Source organism: Zunongwangia sp. L-65, from assembly GCF_056859415.1.
In genome coordinates this window covers 1-20,491 of the sequence record NZ_JBSXOK010000054.1, presented here as the reverse complement: position 1 = coordinate 20,491, position 20,491 = coordinate 1, and the positions used below count along the sequence as shown (strand labels likewise).

17 protein-coding genes are annotated in these 20,491 nt (G+C 35.3%); 6 read left to right on the top strand and 11 right to left on the bottom strand.

Annotation, left to right across the window (positions count from 1 at the left end):
- Positions 1 to 111: 111 nt before the first annotated feature.
- Positions 112 to 1,242: a FecR family protein gene (locus tag AC13DP_RS08395; RefSeq protein ID WP_228252379.1), complete on the bottom strand. Its 1,131-nt coding sequence runs from the start codon at positions 1,240 to 1,242 to the stop codon at positions 112 to 114.
- 115 nt (positions 1,243 to 1,357) lie between these two features.
- Between AC13DP_RS08395 and AC13DP_RS08390 the strand changes: the two genes are divergently transcribed.
- Positions 1,358 to 1,936: an RNA polymerase sigma factor gene (locus tag AC13DP_RS08390; RefSeq protein WP_347406876.1), complete on the top strand. Its 579-nt coding sequence runs from the start codon at positions 1,358 to 1,360 to the stop codon at positions 1,934 to 1,936.
- Between the two features lie 578 nt (positions 1,937 to 2,514).
- Here the strand turns inward: AC13DP_RS08390 and mnmE are convergent.
- Positions 2,515 to 3,957 carry a tRNA uridine-5-carboxymethylaminomethyl(34) synthesis GTPase MnmE gene (mnmE, locus tag AC13DP_RS08385; RefSeq protein WP_228252381.1) on the bottom strand — a complete coding sequence of 481 codons (1,443 nt, stop codon included), beginning with the start codon at positions 3,955 to 3,957 and terminating at the stop codon, positions 2,515 to 2,517.
- 138 nt (positions 3,958 to 4,095) lie between these two features.
- On the opposite strand from mnmE, the gene AC13DP_RS08380 reads away from it, so the two are divergent.
- Complete coding sequence (locus tag AC13DP_RS08380) at positions 4,096 to 4,452, top strand: DUF4870 domain-containing protein (protein ID WP_013071263.1); 357 nt, start codon at positions 4,096 to 4,098, stop codon at positions 4,450 to 4,452.
- 129 nt (positions 4,453 to 4,581) lie between these two features.
- On the opposite strand, the gene dnaN is transcribed toward AC13DP_RS08380, so the two are convergent.
- The 5 genes from dnaN to AC13DP_RS08355 form a co-directional block, all read right to left on the bottom strand.
- Positions 4,582 to 5,700, bottom strand: coding sequence for a DNA polymerase III subunit beta (gene dnaN / locus AC13DP_RS08375; RefSeq protein ID WP_013071264.1), 1,119 nt, complete (start codon positions 5,698 to 5,700; stop codon positions 4,582 to 4,584).
- Positions 5,701 to 5,894: 194 nt separating this feature from the next.
- Positions 5,895 to 7,571, bottom strand: coding sequence for a gliding motility-associated ABC transporter substrate-binding protein GldG (gene gldG, locus AC13DP_RS08370; RefSeq protein ID WP_228252382.1), 1,677 nt, complete (start codon positions 7,569 to 7,571; stop codon positions 5,895 to 5,897).
- A 2-nt stretch (positions 7,572 to 7,573) separates the two neighbouring features.
- Positions 7,574 to 8,308, bottom strand: a complete 735-nt coding sequence (gene gldF, locus AC13DP_RS08365; protein WP_228252383.1) for a gliding motility-associated ABC transporter permease subunit GldF — start codon at positions 8,306 to 8,308, stop codon at positions 7,574 to 7,576.
- A gap of 6 nt (positions 8,309 to 8,314) precedes the next feature.
- Positions 8,315 to 8,617: a putative quinol monooxygenase gene (locus AC13DP_RS08360; RefSeq protein WP_041578797.1), complete on the bottom strand. Its 303-nt coding sequence runs from the start codon at positions 8,615 to 8,617 to the stop codon at positions 8,315 to 8,317.
- Complete coding sequence (locus tag AC13DP_RS08355) at positions 8,586 to 9,452, bottom strand: SAM hydrolase/SAM-dependent halogenase family protein (protein ID WP_228252384.1); 867 nt, start codon at positions 9,450 to 9,452, stop codon at positions 8,586 to 8,588. Before AC13DP_RS08355 ends, AC13DP_RS08360 begins: the two co-directional genes overlap by 32 nt.
- A gap of 333 nt (positions 9,453 to 9,785) precedes the next feature.
- On the opposite strand from AC13DP_RS08355, the gene AC13DP_RS08350 reads away from it, so the two are divergent.
- The 3 genes from AC13DP_RS08350 (at position 9,786) to acs (ending at position 13,786) form a co-directional block, all read left to right on the top strand.
- On the top strand, positions 9,786 to 10,739 hold the full coding sequence (locus AC13DP_RS08350) for a PhoH family protein (RefSeq protein WP_347406879.1): 954 nt from the start codon (positions 9,786 to 9,788) through the stop codon (positions 10,737 to 10,739).
- Between the two features lie 29 nt (positions 10,740 to 10,768).
- A complete protein-coding gene (locus AC13DP_RS08345) occupies positions 10,769 to 11,716 on the top strand; it encodes a phosphoribosylaminoimidazolesuccinocarboxamide synthase (RefSeq protein ID WP_483067556.1) in 948 nt (315 codons plus the stop codon).
- Between the two features lie 162 nt (positions 11,717 to 11,878).
- Positions 11,879 to 13,786 carry an acetate--CoA ligase gene (gene acs, locus AC13DP_RS08340; RefSeq protein WP_228252386.1) on the top strand — a complete coding sequence of 636 codons (1,908 nt, stop codon included), beginning with the start codon at positions 11,879 to 11,881 and terminating at the stop codon, positions 13,784 to 13,786.
- A gap of 171 nt (positions 13,787 to 13,957) precedes the next feature.
- Here acs and AC13DP_RS08335 read toward each other — a convergent pair whose 3' ends face one another.
- From AC13DP_RS08335 to AC13DP_RS08320, 4 genes are all read right to left on the bottom strand, one after another.
- Complete coding sequence (locus AC13DP_RS08335; RefSeq protein ID WP_013071272.1) at positions 13,958 to 14,614, bottom strand: 3'-5' exonuclease; 657 nt, start codon at positions 14,612 to 14,614, stop codon at positions 13,958 to 13,960.
- Complete coding sequence (locus AC13DP_RS08330; RefSeq protein ID WP_013071273.1) at positions 14,614 to 16,536, bottom strand: DUF294 nucleotidyltransferase-like domain-containing protein; 1,923 nt, start codon at positions 16,534 to 16,536, stop codon at positions 14,614 to 14,616. The genes AC13DP_RS08335 and AC13DP_RS08330 overlap by 1 nt, the downstream gene beginning before the upstream one ends.
- A 42-nt stretch (positions 16,537 to 16,578) precedes the next feature.
- Positions 16,579 to 17,655, bottom strand: coding sequence for a DNA topoisomerase IB (locus AC13DP_RS08325; protein ID WP_483067555.1), 1,077 nt, complete (start codon positions 17,653 to 17,655; stop codon positions 16,579 to 16,581).
- A 126-nt stretch (positions 17,656 to 17,781) separates the two neighbouring features.
- Entirely contained in the window at positions 17,782 to 18,870 is a 1,089-nt protein-coding gene (locus tag AC13DP_RS08320) for a M42 family metallopeptidase (protein ID WP_013071275.1), read from the bottom strand.
- Positions 18,871 to 18,940: 70 nt separating this feature from the next.
- Between AC13DP_RS08320 and AC13DP_RS08315 the strand changes: the two genes are divergently transcribed.
- On the top strand, positions 18,941 to 19,660 hold the full coding sequence (locus AC13DP_RS08315) for a DUF4294 domain-containing protein (RefSeq protein ID WP_483067554.1): 720 nt from the start codon (positions 18,941 to 18,943) through the stop codon (positions 19,658 to 19,660).
- The last annotated feature ends 831 nt before the right edge of the window (positions 19,661 to 20,491 follow it).

The window sequence follows — 20,491 nt, the reverse complement described above, 5'->3', positions numbered from 1 at the left end:
TTAAAGTGATTAATAAATTTTTAATCGCACCATACTAACCGAGAGGTGTTGCAGCATCTTTCGGTTTTTTTAATGCATTTTTTTAAGAGTTCAGGTGTTTCTCATACCTATTTATTTAATGATTATTTTATTGTTTTTTACCGTGTATTGTATATCATAAGCCTTTTCGAAATAGAAAAGCATTTTTTCCAGACTCACATCTTTATCAAAAGTGGCATTAAACTCACTTTTTTCCAGAGGTTTATTTTCGATCACAAACTCCACATTAAATTTTCGTTCTAAGGATTTGAATATTTCGTCAAAAGATTTATTTCTGAATATCAATTTGCCATAAATCCAGGAAGTATAAAGCTCGGTATCTACTTTTTCTTTTTGAAGTGTCTTGGAGTTCTGATTAAAAGTTCCCTTTTCACCTGGATGCAGTATTTGATCTTTTACGCTTTCTTTTTCCTTCATTTTTACAGCACCTTCTACCAATACCACTTCTGAAGTAGTATCGGAAGAATAGTCAGACATATTAAATTTTGTACCCAATACTTCAACCGCAATTTTATTTGATTCGACGATAAAAGGTTTGGTACTATCTTTACTTACTTCAAAAAAAGCTTCTCCAGTTAATACTACTTTTCTGTTGCGCCCATTAAATGCAACTGGAAATTTTAAACTGGCACCCGAATTCAGGTGAACAATAGTACTATCGGCCAGTACCAGCTTGTATTTTTTTCCGTAGGGAATTTTAATCGTATTATATTCGGTGGTTGTACCCGCTTTATTTCCTATGTAGCTTAACTGGTTATTTAGCGAATTATGTTTGGCCACTTTTTGTCTACCAACCTGAATAGCATTATCGTTTTCGTTAATATTTATTTCTTTACCATTATGTAATTGAATGGTGATTGGAGGTTGTTGCGAAGGAATAATTTGATTTCCCGGAGTATTTTGGGTATTGATAAACCATGTGGTGGCCACTAGCACGATGAAAACAGCTGCGGTATAGAAAAACCACTTATTTTTATGATACAGATGGATTAGCTTAGTGGTTTTAGGGCGGTTTAACTTGTTTGCCATTTTTTCATAAGCAATTTCGGGATCCGGAAGATGCAGTAAATCAATTTGGTAATTAGATTTTACGTAATTCTTAAATAATTGTTTATTGTTCTCGTCCTGCAACCACTTATATAGAATATGTAATTCTTTATCGTCGATAGAGTTTGTTAAATATTTTACTATTAAATCTTTCAATGCCTGTGTTTTTTATTTATAATACTCACTTTTAATAAAAACCCTTAAAAGAAATTTAATTTTTTTTAAATTTTATATTTATGTAAATTCTGCCATATTTCTAAAAGTTTTCTTAATGAAAGATGAGCTGTTGTTGTTAAGGAATATTAAAGATGGTGACCAGGTATCCTTTAAGGTCTTTTTTAAGGCGACCTATCCAGCATTATTTGGATATGTGAATTCCTATGCTCGAAACAGAGTACTGGCTGAGGATATTACGCAGCAGACTTACATCAAATTTTGGGAACACAGAGAAAAGATAGATATAGACAATTCTCCAAAAAGTTATTTATATACCATAGCCTATAATAGTTTTTTAGACTCGAAGAAAAGGGAGCAAAAAGAACGCAGCTATATAGATCAACTCCATCGCGCAGCCATAGAGGAGGAGACCAATGAAAAAGAAAAGCTGGAACTTAAATTAGAACGTCTACAAAAAGTCATAGAAAGTTTACCTGAAAAATGCAAAAAGATTCTAATCATGAATAAGATGGAAGGTTTAAAATATAAAGAAATAGCTGATAAACTTGATATTTCTGTAAAAACCGTAGAGTCTCAAATGCGTATCGCTTTTCAGAAAATTAGGGAGTCCTTTAAAAATGAAGAGATTATTTTATGGATGTTATTTGGTAGATTAAGCGGATGTTCCTTATGATGTGGATTCGGAAATAAGAATATAGTTAATTGCAATATAGAAGAGATTAAATAGAAGAGACTTAAGAATTAATATTCAAGCCCCAAGATTCAGGATTAATAATGTTAAATGTTAAGTGTGGAAGATAATTTTCTATACCGATTTGTTACAGGTAAGTATGGGGACGCTTGGTTTTAAACTCATTATGTTTTGAACAGATCTAGCGGAATAAGGACGTCTTATTTTAAGCCTTAGTCCTCTTTCCGTTAACCTAACCAATGTATAAAGAATATCAGATTTTGGAATAAGGTTTAAAAAAGCTTTAACGCTTGATGAATTTAAGATCCAGGAAGGAGGATTAAAAATGATGAATTTTAATTTTTGAATGTTGAATGCATTGAGATATAATGTCGGATAACGAACTATTGAGTGATAGAAAATAGAACATAGACTTTTGAAAGCACATTCAAGATCAAAGATTGAGGGCTAAAAAATGTTGAATTTTGAATGTTATATTTTGAATGTATCGAGATGAAATACGGCTCGTAGTTTCAAAAAGTATAACTTCTCATTACTCAATACTACCTACTCATTACAACTTACTTTCCGATACAAAAATTAGCAAAAATATTACCCAGTAGATCATCATTAGTTATTTCACCGGTAATTTCTCCAAAATGATGTAAGGCTTGTCGGATATCGATAGCCAGTAAATCGCCAGATAGATCCATATTTAAGCCATCTTCAACTTTATTGATTTCTTCCAGTGCTTTTAGAAGAGCATTGTAGTGACGACTGTTGGTCACAATGGTGTTGTTGTTACGAAGTGCACCGGTATTCACAAAATTTAATAATTTCTCTTTTAATTCTTCAACACCTAATCCGGTTTTGGCAGAAAGCAAATGAAGATCCGGAATTCTGGAAGTTAAAGTTTCAACCTGCCCTTCTGTTACCTGATCGATCTTATTGGCTATAATCACCAATGGTTTTTGTGGATATTTATTCTTTATTTTTTCAATCTCTACTTGTATCATGTTCAGCGAAGTTTCATTTCCCTGAAGCTGATCTTTAGCTACACTTCCTTCAGCGAATTCTATTTTGCTTAATCGTGAAGTATCAAATAGGTAAATAACGACCTGTGCCTGGCCTATTTTTTCGAACGTCTTTTTTATACCGATACTTTCTACCACATCTTTGGTTTCCCTAATACCGGCAGTATCGATAAATCGGAAACCAACGCCTCCTATAGCCAGCTCATCTTCAATAACATCCCGGGTGGTTCCGGCAATTTCAGAAACAATGGCACGTTCCTCATTTAATAAAGCATTTAACAGCGTGGATTTACCAACATTAGGTTCTCCAACGATGGCAACGGGAATGCCATTTTTCAATACATTTCCTGTCGCAAAAGAATCGATCAGGCGTTTTAAAACTTTTTGGATTCTGGCTACCAGATTCCTAAACTGATCGCGATTCGCAAATTCAACATCTTCTTCGGCAAAATCGAGTTCTAATTCGATCAGAGAGGCAAAGTTCAATAATTCTTCCCGTAAACGCTGAATTTCGTTGGAAAAACCACCGCGCATTTGTTGCATGGCCATTTGATGAGAGGCTGCATTTTCAGAAGAGATTAAATCGGCTACCGCTTCCGCCTGACTCAAATCCATTTTAGCATTTAGGAATGCTCTAAGTGTAAATTCCCCGGCTTCTGCAGAGCGACAACCTCTTCTTACCAAAAGCTGAATAATCTCCTGCTGAATATAAGGAGAGCCGTGGCAACTAATTTCGATAGTTTCTTCGCCGGTATACGATTTAGGTGCTCGAAACACTGAAATTAAAACTTCATCTAAATTGCGCTGTCCATCTACAATATTTCCTAAATGAAGGGTATGGGTAGGTTGTTCTTCTAATTTTTTCCTACTTTTTGCCTTAAAAAGTGGGGCAACAATCGAAATAGCTTCTGGTCCCGAAACTCGAATTACAGCAATAGCTCCCGCTCCCGAAGGGGTAGCAAGCGCAACAATGGTATCGTTTAATTTCATGCCTGCAAAGATAATAAAGAAAGAGCGTATGCAAAGATTTTGTAGAAAACTGTAACATTCCTTGGGTTTATTCGTCTTTTAAGTGTAGTTCTTTTTTTTAGGAACGTTTATTAACCATCAAAATACCATCAAAAAATTATGGAAACGTATAGTGCAATGCGAGAAGACAGGCAAATGTTAATGATTATGCATTTGAGTCAGTTACTGGATTTTGTTACCGGAATAGGAGGTTTTATCGTACCGCTGATCTTATGGGCAACACAAAAAGATAAAATTCAGGATATGGACGAGCAGGGGAAAGAGATCATAAATTTTCAGATTAGTCTATTTATTTATTCAATAGTTTGTATTCCGTTGATATTTTTATTTGGTTTAGGATTTTTGTTTTTAATTTTAGTAGGTATTCTGGGGTTAATTTTTCCTATTATCAATGCGATCAAAGCTTCTAATGGAGAGCCAACGAATTACCCAATGACGATTAGAATCATCCAATAATATATACAATATCAAACTAAAGAATCAACTTTGGTTTCATGCATCAATCGAAAAGCAAAAACCCATTCAGTTTACTGAATGGGTTTTAATTTTATATAAATAGAATCCTATTTTAGAGCTGTCTATTTGTTAGTTATTCAACATTACCGGCATTACCAGCATTGTGATTTTTTCTCCCGGATCTAATCCGTCAACCGGAGTTAAGATTCCGGCACGGTTAGGTAAACTCATTTCTAACTGTACTTCATCTGAATTTAAGTTATTCAGCATTTCGGTAAGAAATCTGGAGTTAAAACCAATTTGCATATCATCTCCCTGGTAACCACAAGTTAAACGCTCTTCAGCTTTGTTGCTGTAATCTACATCTTCCGCAGAAATATTTAACTCGGCTCCGGCGATTTTTAAACGTACCTGATGCGTTGTTTTATTAGAGAAAATAGATACCCTTCTTACCGAACTTAAAAACTGGTTACGCTCTATGGTAAGTTTATTAGGATTTTCTTTTGGGATTACCGCTTCGTAATTTGGGTATTTACCATCGATTAAACGACAAATTAATGTGGTATCATCAAAAGTAAATTTAGCATTACTCTCATTATATTCGATAAGAACTTCGCTTTCGCTACCCGCAAGAATTCCTTTTAAAAGATTAAGCGGTTTCTTGGGCATAATAAATTCTGCCGTTTGTGAAGCCGTCACATCTTCGCGGGAATACTTTACCAATTTATGGGCATCTGTAGCGACAAAAGTTAAGCCTTCTGTAGAGAACTGAAAGAACACGCCGCTCATTACCGGGCGAAGGTCATCATTACCAGAGGCAAAAATAGTCTTACTAATGGCTGAAGAAAGAATATCACCTTCGATCACTGTATTGCTTGGATCTTCAAGACTTACAGGATTAGGGAATTCTTCACCATCGGCATAAGCCAGTGCGTATTTACCATGATTAGAGCTAAGCTCTATCGTATGATTATCCTCGGCAACAAAAGTTAAAGGTTGCTCTGGAAAAGTTTTTAGCGTATCTAAAAGAAGTTTGGCCGGTACAGCGATTTTTCCTTCAGAATCAGATTCTACATTTAATTTAGCAGACATGGTGGTCTCTAAATCTGAAGCAGAAACTGTTAACTCGTCATTGTTCAAATCAAAAAGGAAATTATCCAATATCGGCAAAGTGTTGTTATTATTAATAACCCCACCAAGTATCTGAAGCTGTTTCAGCAAATAACTGCTGGATACAATAAATTTCATTGGCTTTTTATTGATTTATTTAGAATCACTTACAAAGATATTTTAATCCTGTAAAAATTGAAGCAGCTGAAAGGAGTTTTTATTAACATTAAATTGAATTTGTTGACAAGTAAACTGCTATCTTCCAGTGCTTTTTTGAAAAACCACCCTGTTAAATTGTTAATATGTCGAAAATCAGGAATTTTTTGAAGGCATTATTTCTTCCTGATATATTTCCTGCGTCTAAGCCAGGTATAAAGCAGCGCAAAAATGCCCAATATCAATAGCGGTAATGCAATGCTTATCAATTGCCATTTGCTACGTTCAGCAGCAGTTTTTTGCGGATCCAAAAATGCGATCGTTACTTTTTTGGTACGAATGTCCATTAGTCCCCGGTCATCCAACATATAGTTAACGGCATTCAGTAAAAACTCTTTATTACCATAGGTAGTACCGGTATATTTTTGAAATCCAAGCGCTAGTGGTTCCCCTTGTTGAAGATCATTTTTGATCACGTCTCCATCCGAAATTACCAGCATTGCAGTAGGTTTGCTTTGGTCTAAATTATCCCGTATTTTAAAGGGTTTTAAGCGATTGTTGTATACTGAAGTAAATTCGCCTTCCAGTAAAACGGCGAGCGCTTGTTTCCCATCAGTATACGACGCAATATCTGGTTCTTTACCAACGATATTTAAACTGATCTCACGAGGAGTCCCTTCAACCTTCGATTTTGGAGAACTAGTTAATAATATCGTTTTTTTGATGTTGTTTTTTAATGTGTCTATAGGATTTACAAAATCAAATTTTACCGCTTCTATATTATTGATGATTGGATGGTCGTTAGGGGAGGTGGTAAGCGGACTATAAAACCATGGATAGGGATTAAATCGGGTATCGTTACCATTCCCGGTAGCCAGAATAATTGGTGCCGAATATATATCGTTTACAAGGCTGGGGTTAATTCTTAAGCCATAACTAAAGAAGAAATCCCCCAGATTAAGGTTTTGTGGTAAAGCAAAGGCTGAACCGTTGGGATTTAATAGGCTGTCTTTTTCCATCGCAACACTTTCGGTAAGCCACAGTGATTTTCCACCGTTCATGGTGTATTGATCCAGAATATATTTCTCGTTCTCAGTAAAAGGTTGGGTTGGTTTTGCTTCAATGATAAGATCATATTCCCTTAATTCCTTTAGTGTTTTTTGCGGATTCACCGCAGCTGAATCTAAAGTGAAAGGCGCCATAAAATAATATTGTTGAAGCGTCTTTACAAAATCGGCAATATTAGCATTGGGCAATTCACCATTACCGCGCATCACTGCAATTTTCTTTTCCCTGGGGTAAATTAGCTTGTTTATCGCATCAGTAAAAGCGTATTCTAATTGTTGGACCGAGTTGGTCACACGATCTTCATCACTGCTTCCTAACTGATTTTTAAGCAAACCAATACGTACCGATTTTTCACCAAGATTGGCCATGGCCCAGGGAAAAATAATCGTTTCGCTATTTTGCCCGTTTTCCATGACATTTACGCGTGCGGGAGACATGCCCATCTGGTAAAACTGTTGAGCCACCTGTTGCGCATTGGCATCTTCAGCCAAAGGGTCTATAAAATTAAAGCTGATATTGCTGTTTTTAGCTGTATATTCTTCAAGGATTTGACGGGTTTCGTTTTGCAGGCGTCTAAATTCTGAAGGAAAGTCACCTTTTAAAAATACATCGATAATGATGGGGTCTTTGATATCGGCTATAATTTCCTCGGAAGCTTTGGAAAGAGTGTAGCGCTTGTCCTGTGTAAGATCTAAACGTTCAAAATAGTGTGAAGCAACAAAGTTTATCGCAATTAAGATTACGATAAATAAAACAACCGATTTATATTTCGAAAACTGCTTCAAGATTAGTTATTTCTTAGATTTTTTATTCTGAAGTGCGTAAGCTTTAAAAACAAAGCAATAAAACTTAAAAAGTAAATAAGATCGCGGGTATCTACAACTCCCCGGCTAATACTGCGGTAATGATAGCTAATTCCGAAGTATTCTATTCCGTATTCCGGGGCTTCAAAGATTGATAATCCGGAAATTCCTTCAAATAAAAAGAAACTCAAAAAACATATAAAAACAGCTATAATAAAAGCTACGATCTGGTTTTCGGTTAAGCTGGAAGAAAATATCCCGATGGCGGTATAACAACCACTCAGAAACAATAGTCCCAGATAACTCCCTAAAGTTGCTCCTAAATCAAAATTTCCAGGAGTTCGACCTAACTCTGAAATGCAGATCACGTAAATAACCGAAGGAACAATTGCTAAAATCACTAATAGTAAAGCTCCCAGGTATTTGCCAAATATTAGTTTAGCGATCGATAAAGGTTTAGTAAGTAAGAGCTCCATGGTACCTAGTTTCTGTTCTTCAGAAAAGCTTTTCATGGAAATGGCGGGGATCAGAAAGATAAAAATCCAAGGCGCCATATTAAAGAACGGCTTGATAGTAGCGAAACCGCTATCTAAAATGTTATACTCTCCTGTAAACACAAATAAAAACAGGCCGCTAACCACCAAAAATATCCCAATGACCAGATAGCCTATAGGAGTGGCAAAAAAAGATTGTATTTCTTTATTTAAAATAGCTAACAAAGCGACTTAATTTTGATCTGAAACCCAAAGTTGATCAACACTCCAGGCTTCTGGTTTCGCATTAAACAAAATTTTGGTATTGCTCCAAACGACCTTGAAAAATGCAGAATTTCGATAATTTTCCAATGCATTTTCATTTTCCCAGTAACTATACGTAAAAAATTGACTGGTATTGTCTTTGTCACGATATAATTCTAAATGTCTACAACCTTTAAAATTGCGAATTTGCTCTTTGGTATTTTCAAAGATTTCTAAAAAAGCATCGATATTTTCAGGGCTAAAGCTCAGCTTTACGATCCTTACTAGCATAAGCTTCAAATTTTATAGTTACGGTATCACGATTTTGTAATCCAAAGAGGCTGGCCGCGCTGCCCACAGTTAAGGGATTACTTTTATAAATGGCCAGTTCGATATATCCGGCCGAATTAAATACAGCTAGTTTTTTACCATCTTCTTCGCCGCGTTTTTCTTTTTCTATTTTAAAGTTAATGCAGTCACTATAAGTTTCATGTACTTTACTAAAGGTGACCATTCTTGCACTAATGGTAAAATTTCTTCCTTTGCCTATATTCTCGAATAATTTCCTGGAAATATTGGTAATCACATTCCCATAATTATCAATATAAATTACATGCCCGATAATCTGGTTTTTATCTGAGTTGATTAAAGGCTCAATTTGTTTTAGATATTTAATCTCCTGAATATTTTTTCCTATAACATCTAAAGTACCACCGCGTGCAATATGACAGGCTACTTTCACAAAAATATCCAGCACAGGAAAGTTGGATTCAATCTTATCGTGGATATTGATTTCTACGATTTTTTCAGGCTTAATTTCTGAAGCCAATAATGACAAAATACCATTGTTGGCGCAAAGAAAATAATGATCGTCCAACAATACGGCCAGATGTTTATTCTCTGGCGTTAATTCTGAATCAATCCCTATTATATGAATGCTTCCTTTTGGAAAGCTTTTGTAAGCATTTTTAATAATATAACTCGCTTCGCTAATATGAAAAGGAGAGATACAATGCGAAATATCAACAATCCTAACATCATCAAGTTCGCTGTAAACAGCTCCTTTAACCGCTGCTGCAAAGTAATCTTTCTGCCCAAAATCGGTTGTTAAGGTAATGATTGCCATAAGTGATTGTTAATATTTTTTTAAGTTGTAAAGGCTAAATTTCCTTAAGTTTGTATAAGGAGCGAAGATACTTTTATTTTGTTCTTCCAACCTTAAAATTGCGCCAAAAATATGGCGATAAATCAGGCTGCAAAAATAAATCCTGATATTTGGAACACAAATTTAACCGGTAAGAATTTTACTCGATAATCGAGATTAAATGCTCCGGTTCTTATCTAGATAGCTATCGGGATAGGAGGTATTGAAATAAAGAAATCATAATAAATGACTTATGGGCTTTCCCAGAGGTAGTTTATGCTTATAACCACCAAATTTTAACTAAAACAAAGGCTTTTGAACGAACTTGTAATCGAACTTTCAGAGATTAGTCCCAGAGATTTTTTTGGGCAGGGTAATGAACATATTGAACTTTTAAAAAGATATTTTCCGAAGTTAAAAATCGTAGCACGAGGAAGTAAAATAAAAGTTTTTGGAGATGAAGAAATGCTGGAAGAATTCGATAAGCGATTTACCATGCTTATCGAGCATTTTGGAAAGTTTAATAAACTGGATGAAAATGTTATTGAGCGCGTCTTAACGAGTGAGAGTAAGGAAGAATATCAATCTTCTAAAGAAAGCGGTGAGGTTTTGGTGCATGGAGTAAGCGGTAGATTAATCAAAGCACAAACCGCCAACCAGCGTAAAATGGTAGATCTTAGTAAAAAGAACGATCTGCTATTTGCTATAGGCCCGGCGGGAACCGGAAAAACGTATACCGGTGTAGCCCTAGCGGTTAAAGCTTTAAAAGACAAAGAGGTTAAAAGGATCATTCTTACTCGTCCCGCGGTGGAAGCGGGGGAGAACCTTGGATTTTTACCGGGAGATCTTAAAGAAAAACTGGATCCTTACATGCAGCCACTGTATGATGGATTACGCGATATGATCCCGGCAGAAAGACTTGAATCTTTTATCGAAAAAGGAGTGATACAGATAGCCCCATTAGCCTTTATGCGTGGTAGAACCTTGGATAATGCGTTTGTAATCTTAGATGAAGCACAAAATACTACCCATGCACAAATGAAAATGTTTTTAACCCGAATGGGAAAAAATGCTAAATTTATTATTACCGGCGATCCGGGCCAGATCGATTTACCTAGAAGAACAGTATCCGGGTTAAAAGAAGCGCTTTTGGTTTTAAAAGACGTAAAAGGTGTAGGGATGGTATATTTGGACGATAAAGATGTGATTCGTCATCGATTGGTGAAAAAGATCATCGCGGCCTACAAAACAATAGAACACAACGATTAAATAAAAATAAATCAACCGATTTTAAAGAAATGAGTAATACTCTAATAAAGACCGATTATAATTTTCCTGGACAAAAATCAGTATACAAAGGAAAGGTGAGAGATGTATATGCTTTCGAAGATGATCAACTGGTGATGATTGCCTCAGACCGTCTTTCGGCTTTTGACGTGGTGATGCCAAAAGGAATTCCTTATAAAGGTCAGATTCTGAACCAGATTGCTACTAAAATGATGAAGGATACTGAAGATTTGGTACCAAACTGGCTTCAGGCAACACCAGATCCTAACGTAGCTGTAGGTGAAGCCTGCGAACCTTTTAAAGTAGAAATGGTGATTCGTGGATATCTTTCAGGGCACGCGGCAAGAGAATATCAAGCTGGTAAAAGAACACTTTGTGGAGTGGCTATGCCAGAAGGAATGAAGGAAAACGATCGTTTTCCTGAACCCATAATTACTCCGGCTACCAAAGCAGAACAGGGTGATCATGATGAAGATATCTCTAAAGAAGATATTTTAAAACGCGGAATTGTTTCTGCGGAAGATTATGCGGTATTAGAGGATTACACCAAAAAACTTTTTCAACGTGGAACCGAAATTGCTGAAAAGCGAGGCTTAATTTTAGTGGATACTAAATATGAGTTCGGGAAAACTAAAGATGGTAAAATCGTTTTGATCGACGAAATTCATACCCCTGATTCTTCAAGATATTTCTATGCCAGTACTTATAAAGAATTACAGGAGAAAGGAGAGCCACAAAAGCAGCTTTCTAAAGAATTTGTTCGCCAGTGGCTTATCCAGAATGGGTTTCAGGGCAAAGAAGGACAAGAAGTGCCGTTTATGAGTGACGAATATATAGAAACCGTAAGCGAAAGATATATAGAATTATATGAAAATATAACCGGAGAGACTTTTGAAAAAGCAGATGTTTCTAATATTGAAAAACGGGTAGAAGAAAATGTAAAAGCCTATTTGAAATAGGAATACTGTCTAATCACTATAGAAAAGCGATCTGTTGTAATAGACATATCGCTTTTTTTATGTTCAAATTTTTATAAAAACATAGAATTGTTTAAGCGAAATCAGTAAAAAATCAATAGTTTTAAGGGAAAATTAAAGAATCCTTACAACCGATTGATAATTATGAGTAATTACCACATTAAAAATCTGGAAGAATATTTTCAGGTTTATAGAAAATCCGTGCGCGAACCAGAAAATTTTTGGGCAGAAATTGCCGAAGAGCATTTTACCTGGAGAAAAAAATGGGACAATGTATTAAGCTGGGATTTTACCAAACCAGAAGTAAAATGGTTTGAAAATGCTAAACTGAATATCACTGAAAACTGTATAGATCGTCATCTTTTAACTCGAGGTGAGAAAACCGCCATTATTTGGGAGCCTAACGATAGTAGTGAAGAAGCTCAACATATCACTTATAACGAGCTGCATAAAAAAGTAAATAAGCTCGCAAACGTTTTAAAAAACAAGGGTATTCAAAAAGGAGATAGGGTTTGTATCTATTTACCAATGGTGCCAGAACTTGCTTATTCCGTTCTCGCTTGTGCGAGGATAGGGGCTATACATTCTGTTGTATTTGCAGGATTCTCCAGCAAGGCATTGGCTACAAGAACTCTGGATGCCGATTGTAAAATGATGATTACTTCAGACGGTTCTTATCGTGGTGCAAAAACACTTAATCTTAAGAATATTGTAGACGAAGCTTTAGAAGATTGTCCAGATGTATCCTCGGTTTTGGTGGTAAAAAGAACTGGTGAAGAAATTAATATGAAAGACGGGCGCGACGAATGGTTGGCCCCTTTAATGGATAAGGCTTCAGAACAATGCGCTCCTGAAATTGTGGATGCTGAAGATCCTTTATTTATTTTATATACCTCTGGTTCTACCGGCAAACCAAAAGGAATGTTACATACTACCGCAGGATATATGGTGTATACCGCGTTTACCTTCAAAAATATTTTTAATTATACCGAAGGTGATGTGTATTGGTGTACAGCTGATATTGGATGGATCACGGGGCATTCCTATATAGTTTATGGTCCACTGGCCAACGGAGCTACTACAGTAATGTTTGAAGGAGTACCGTCTTATCCTGATTATGGTCGTTTTTGGGAAATTGTAGAAAAACACAAAATCACACAATTCTATACCGCACCAACTGCGATTAGAGCTTTGGCAAAACGTAATATTGAATTTGTAGAAAATCATGACCTTTCTTCTTTAAAAGTCCTGGGGTCTGTAGGGGAACCTATAAATGAGGAGGCATGGCATTGGTTTAATGATAATATAGGTAAAAACCAGAGTCCTATAGTAGATACCTGGTGGCAAACTGAAACAGGAGGAATTATGATTTCACCAATGCCCTATGTAACTCCCACAAAACCTACTTACGCGACTTTACCCATGCCTGGAATTCAACCTAGCTTAATGGACGATGATGGCAAGGAAATAAAGGGAAATCAGGTAAGTGGTCGCTTATCAGTAAAATTTCCCTGGCCATCGATTGCCAGAACTGTTTGGGGAGATCACGAGCGCTATAAGGATACTTATTTTTCGACTTTTGAAGGAAAGTACTTTACCGGTGATGGAGCCATGAGGGATGAAGTGGGATATTACAGAATAACCGGTAGAACGGATGATGTTATTATTGTTTCTGGACATAATCTAGGTACTGCCCCTATAGAGGATGCGATTAACGAACATCCGGCAGTTGCCGAAAGTGCAGTGGTTGGTTTTCCTCATGATGTGAAAGGAAATGCACTGTATGCATTTGTAATCCTTAAGGAGTCTGGTGAGAGCCGTAAACGTGATAACTTAAGAAAAGAGATCAATCAACAAATTGCTGATAAAGTTGGACCAATTGCCAAGCCAGATAAAATACAGTTTGTAGAAGGCTTACCTAAAACCCGAAGTGGAAAAATTATGCGAAGAATTTTACGTAAAATAGCTTCCGATGATACTTCAGATTTAGGAGATACTTCAACCTTATTAAATCCTGAGGTGGTCGAAGCGATTATTGCAGAAGCTTTATAAATTTCAGAATCAATAAAATGCTAGTAAAGTCCGGGTAATTTATCCCGGACCTTACTAGATAATCGAGATTAAATGCTTCGATCCTGGCACTATAGCTAATGGATTCGGAATTCTTCCAAAAGAAAAAAATAAATTTTTAATAAATATCTCGTGGGTTTGAATTGAAGTGATTTACTTTTTGAATAGTTCTTTTAGTTTTTTACGTTTCAGTCGTCCCAGGATTTTTAGAAATGCAATAGCGGTAATAAACGCATCACCAATGGCGGTATGTCTATCTTTAAGATCAATATTATACGCTAGCGCCACTTCATCTAAACTATATGTTTTGTGTTGATCGATAAAATTTGATATAATCCTGGTTTTTCTATATAATATTCCGGTATCTAAAACCCTGTTCTTTAACTTCGGAAGATGATTTCTTTTAAGTGCAGCATTGATCATATTAATATCGAATCCGGCATGATGAGCTACTAACACAGAGTCTTTAATATACTTTAGAAATAACTGAATCGCTTTTTCTTCAGAAATTGTTTCAAAACGTTCATGTTTTATCAGACCGTGTATTTCGACAGTATCGGGATTAAATTTTTCCTGTTTCAGGTAAATTTCAAAACTATCGGCAACCAGTAATTTATTGTTTTTTATTTTTACACAACCAATACTTAGAATTCGATCTTTTTCCTGATCAAAACCCGTGGTTTCAGTATCTAAGACCACAAATGTTGTCTCTGCAATAAGTTGCTCTTTTTGGTTGCTATTAAATCCAGCTGAATATTTTTGCCAGAATTCGGGTAGGTGAGATTCGTCTTTTTTAAACCAGTCAAACATTACAATACAGTTGCGGTTTCAAACCTCATTTTTAATAAATCCTGAACCGCTTTTATATATTTAAAAGCACGTTTTAATTTCATCTTATCTTCTTTATTTAATTTTGAAAGATCGATAAAACGTCCACTATCTCTATTTTGAAGTCCTTGTTTTGTCCTAAACTTCAGCAAGGCTTTCGAGGCATAAGAGCAGCCTTCAAAAAGTTCTTTGTTTTTTGGTTCTAATTGCGCCAAACGATCAAAACGCTCTGCAGTATTGCTGATATTTTTTATTTTATAAGATAAGATCAGCAGTCGGGCACTTTCGGTTAAAGGCTGTAAACCACGCTTTTTTATATCAAAAAAGTCTTTTTTCTCGCCATCCTGTTCCACTAAAAACTGCCTAAAAAATCCTAGAGGAGAAGGATTTCTTAAAGCGTTAGAACCCATAACGCTTAAAAATTTTGGATAATCGTCAATTAAGCCAAGAATATAATCCGATAGATTGTTGGATAGCAACGAATCGCCAAAGGTGATATCATAATCAAAGAAAATATTAGAAAGTAATATTTCGTCTGGCCCTGGTTCTTTTATCCACTTGGCTACCTGTTCTTTCCACTCGCTTAAACTTAAACACCATCTTGGATTTTTTGCCATCATATCTGCAGGGCAATATTCATAACCCACAATCATTAATCTTTTATTTACTTTGGTGGCGAGTTGTAGAAAGTAATCTCTGGTGGCCTCCAGCTTGCCTTCCGGAGGATCTGCAAATATAATCGCGTTATCCTGATCGGTTTGTAAAAGCTGTTCCTTTCGGCCCTGGCTTCCCATACTTAACCATGCGAACTTAACAGGAGGTTCTTGTTGTAATTTAATCACGCATCTGGAAATTACTCTTTTAATCGTGGCGTCATTAAGTTCGAATATTAATTTTGAAATATGAGTAAGTGGAATATTATTTTGAATATATCCGCCAAGCAAAAGGTTGATCTTATTTCTGATTTTCTTTAACTCTTTGGTACTATGGGAACGTTGAATGGCCTTCATTAAAACCGACGGACTATTACCCTGGGAGACCATAATATCATGCTCTGAGAGGATTCCGATAACTCGTGTATTTGGGGTGCCATCTTCTGTAATACAAATATGATTGATATTGTGTTTCATCATAGTGATTTGCGCCTGTGCAATAGTTACATTTTTAGGATAGCAGATCACAGGATAACTCATAATTTTTTCAACAGGAGTATCTATAGAGTATGCACCTGTTGCAATAGAGTTTCGAAAATCCTCATCGGTAAGAATACCCACTGGCACATCATTCTTTGTGACGAGAATAGAGCCTACCTTTCTTTTGCTCATTAATTGAGCAGCGCTCTTAATACTGGTTTCTGGAGAGGTAGTTACAATTTTTTTAATGATTGGTGCAGGTTGTAATTCGAACAGTGGACTATTGCTTATAGGCTCGATCACCTGGTTGCCAAAAAATAATTTTCCCTTGTCCTCCCTGGCGTAAGGATTACGAGTGTTGGTGGCAAAACTTTGAATAAGGAAGTTGCCTACTTTTTTATTAGATTCGGTTAAAGGCTTAAATTGTTTAATAGGAATACCATATATAATACTCTCCTCTTCAGCAATGGCATTCATGATATAATTTTCTTCTGCAAATAAAGGGCGAAGTCCAAAAATATCTCCTTCATCACAGGTGTCTAATGTTTCGTATCGTTCATTTTGGAATTTCTGTAATTGAATCGCTCCTTTATGTACAATATAAAAGAATGCATGTACATTTTCACCTTCATTAAAAAGAATATTGCCTTTGTCTATATATAACACTTCAGATTCCTCAGAAATATTTAAAAGTTCATCTGCATTTAAAAAATTAAAAGGAGGGAAGTCTTTTAGGAAATCGGCTATCCTATGTGCGATGGAGTTTTTCATCGTTATTCAAAATTTAATAACGAATTTAATTAAAAGTTTGGGTTATATCCTTATTTCATAATCCTCAATTAAGTTTAGCATTACTTTTTCGGTCTCAGAAAGTTTGGTGTAATCTTTTACACTTTCATTTTTTACTTTGTTAAAATAGGGGACAATACTACCATCTGCATAAGCTTCCACAATTTTTGGGTGTACATAATAGCTTCTGCAAACAGCGCGGGTATTACCTAATCCACTGGCGGCGGCATCAAAAGAAGTTAAAATTGTTTTTTTATTTTCTTTTTCATCTTCAATATATCCCAGTTCTTTTAGTGTTTCAAAGAAAATTTTAGAAGCAGCCCATGTTCTAAAGTCTTTTGCTGAAAATAGTTCCCCAGCTATTGCATGTATATAATCATTGATCATTCCACTATCAATAGTATGCTTTTCACTATTTTCATCGTAAAATTTAAAGAGTTCCCAACCTGGGATGTCTTCACATTGATTAATCAGCTTGATCAACTCTTTATTCTGAACGCTAATAGAATGTTCTTTTCCTTTTTTTCCGACAAATTCAAATTTCACTTCATCATCATAAGTTTTTACATGGCGGGTGCGAAAAGTAGATAATCCATAGGTTTTGTTTTTCTGCGCATAATAGTCGTTTCCAATTCTGATATGCGTTTCTTCCATAAGTCTAATGATTAGAGCCAGGACTTTTTGTTTACACATTCCGGGGAGATCAAGATCAGCATCTACTTTTTTCCTTATTTGAGGTAATTTTTTTCCGAAAGCGGTCATTTTAAAAAATTTAGTTTCATTTTTCATTTTTGACCATAATGGATGGTAAATGTACTGTTTCCGCCTTTTCTCATCTCTTCCCACGACCTGTAAATGTCCGTTTTCCAAATTAGAAATATTTACCTGTGTCCATGCCGGTGGAATAACCAGACTTTTGATACGTTCTATAATTTTAGAATCCTTAATTCTTTTTTCTTCCTTAAAATAAGAGAAGCCGCGCCCTGCTTTTTTACGTTTTATGGAAAGATGATGCTCTGAAACATAGGTGAGATTAGCTAATTTTGCCGCTTCTGAAGGATCTTCTAAAATTACATTTATATCTTCCGGGGATAATACCATTCTATTTTTTGTAGAAAGGTAAAGGTAATGTGCTAAAACATTTAATAAAGATCTGTGAAACCTTGCTTAAAGAAAATAAAAAAGCTCCTATTAGAAGAAGCTCTTTGAATAATTGAGAGTGTTTGTTTAGCTGAAATAACTAAAAGTTTCACCATCTTTTATTTTTAAAATACTTTCGTAAATTAGTTTTATCACGTTTTCGACATCTTCTCTATGTACCATTTCTACGGTCGTATGCATATAGCGAAGAGGAAGACTAATTAATGCTGAAGCTACTCCGCCGTTACTATACGCAAAAGCATCGGTATCTGTGCCGGTAAGTCTTGAAGATGCTGCTCGTTGAAAAGGAATTTTATTTTTTTCAGCTGTATCTATTAATAACTCTCTAAGATTGTTTTGTACAGCCGGAGCATAACTTATTACTGGACCATCACCAATTTTAGCCAATCCATTTGATTTTTGATCGATCATTGGTGTAGTGGTATCGTGGGTAACATCGGTAACAATCGCTACGTTTGGTTTAATGCGTTGCGTAATCATTTCAGCACCACGAAGACCAATTTCTTCCTGAACCGAATTTGTGATATAAAGACCAAATGGAAGTTTTTTTCCATTTTCTTTTAATAGCTTAGCTACATGAGCAACCATAAAGCCGCCAATTCTATTATCTAAAGCCCTGCAGACAAATTTATTTTCGTTCAGGATAAAAAATTCATCAGGATAAGTAATTACACAGCCCACATGTACGCCAAGTTTTTCAACTTCTTCCTTAGAACTACATCCAACATCAATACAGATATTCGATAATTTTGGCGATTGTTCTTTCTCTTTATTACGGGTATGAATGGCAGGCCATCCAAAAACCCCTTTTACAATACCTTTTTTGGTATGAATGTTTACTCTTTTGGATGCTGCAATTTGATGATCACTACCACCATTTCGAATGACGTAAATAAATCCTTCGTCACTTATGTAATTTACATACCACGAAATTTCATCAGCATGTCCTTCAATAACTACTTTAAATTCAGCTTCGGGGTTTATAACTCCAACGGCCGTTCCGTAGGTGTCAGTAATAAATTCGTCAACATAAGGTTTTAGATATTCCATCCAAAGTTTTTGACCTTCAGATTCATAGCCTGTTGGAGATGCATTATTCAGGTACTTTTCTAGGAAATCGATCGATTCTTTATCTAAAATACTTTCTTTACTCATATTATATTTGATTTGTAGCGAATTTAGTAAGAATTAAATTGAAGACAATTGGATAATGTTTAATTTTGGAATGATTTTAGATAATTTTTTGGATGAATTTATGCTGAATAATAATCAATTGAAAACAACTTTACTATTGCTTGTCTGCTTTATTAGTTCTATTGGAGTCTTTGGGCAGAACGATACAATATCTCATCCAGAAGAAGATAAACGATATATGATTATTGCCGGAGACTCTATAGTAAGGGAAAGTATTGATTTAGATGAAGTCCTTATACTTAAGCGCCTTCATTTTAAAAATAATACAGATAGAAGAAGATATTTGATTTTACGCAGGAAAACAAGGAAGGTTTATCCTTATGCAAAATTAGCGGCAGAAAGACTAACATCGCTTAATGAAAGGCTAGTGAGTATTAAATCGAAGAGGGACCGAAAAAAATATACAAAAATCGTCCAAAACTATATTGAAGATCAATTTGCCGAAGAATTAAAAAAAATGACGCATACTGAAGGACAGATTTTAGTAAAATTAATTCATCGTCAAACAGGAATTACAGCATTCGAATTAATAAAGGAGCTTCGTAGCGGTTGGAGAGCCTTTTGGTATAATACCACAGCAAGCCTTTTTGAAATATCACTTAAAGAGGAGTATGATCCAATAAATAATGAAGAGGATTATATAATAGAAGACATTTTACAGCGGTCTTTTCAAAATAATGTTTTAGAATCACAACCATCAGCACTAGATTTCGACTTTCTGGAACTTACCGATAAATGGGATGTTTTATAATATTTGTATTTTTTCTTTGCCCAAAAGTTTTTTTTTCTTAAATTAGCTATTCTCAACTCTAATCAAATCAGGCTTTTATAAAATAGTTTTTCAGATTGATGAAAAAATCAATTTGAAAGTTTGTTTTGTATTAAAAAACGGCTGTATATTTGCACCCGCTTAGCCGCTGAGGTGGTATTTAGTAAGTGGATGTTCATTGAGAGGTATACTGAAAAAGGTTCTAAAAAAACTTAAAAAAGTTTTGCAGCAAAGAAATAAAAGGCTGTATATTTGCAGCCCCTTAACGCCGGAGTAGAAAAGGTGTTATGGGGGATGTTCATTGGGATAGCGTGATATTTTAGGCTGAAAAAAAACTTAAAAAAAGTTTTGGTGGTTAAAGAAAAAGAGTTGTACATTTGCAGCCGCTTTAACGGCGAGGATCTTTGGAAGGATTGAGGGTTTAAAATTAAGAAAAAATAAATTTTAATTTTTTCTTGTGAGTTTAAAAATTAGTTGTACATTTGCAACCGCTTTTAGAACAAGCATAAACGCTCTTAACATACTGAGTGACTAGGAGATACCGGATGGGGTGTTGGTAAGGTTCGATTCCTTAATTTCTACCGAAAGGGTTTTTAGGAGCCCGGACTTTGAATAAGTTCATTGACATATTGAATTGACTAGACGATATCAATTTTAATTTATTAAGATTGGTATAGCGTAAAGATTAAGAATTAAGACTATAAAGAGTCAAACTTTTGAGCTTTAGACTTCTTGAGAAGGAAAACATTTATTTAGTTGTCACATATTAATGAAACAACGATGAAGAGTTTGATCCTGGCTCAGGATGAACGC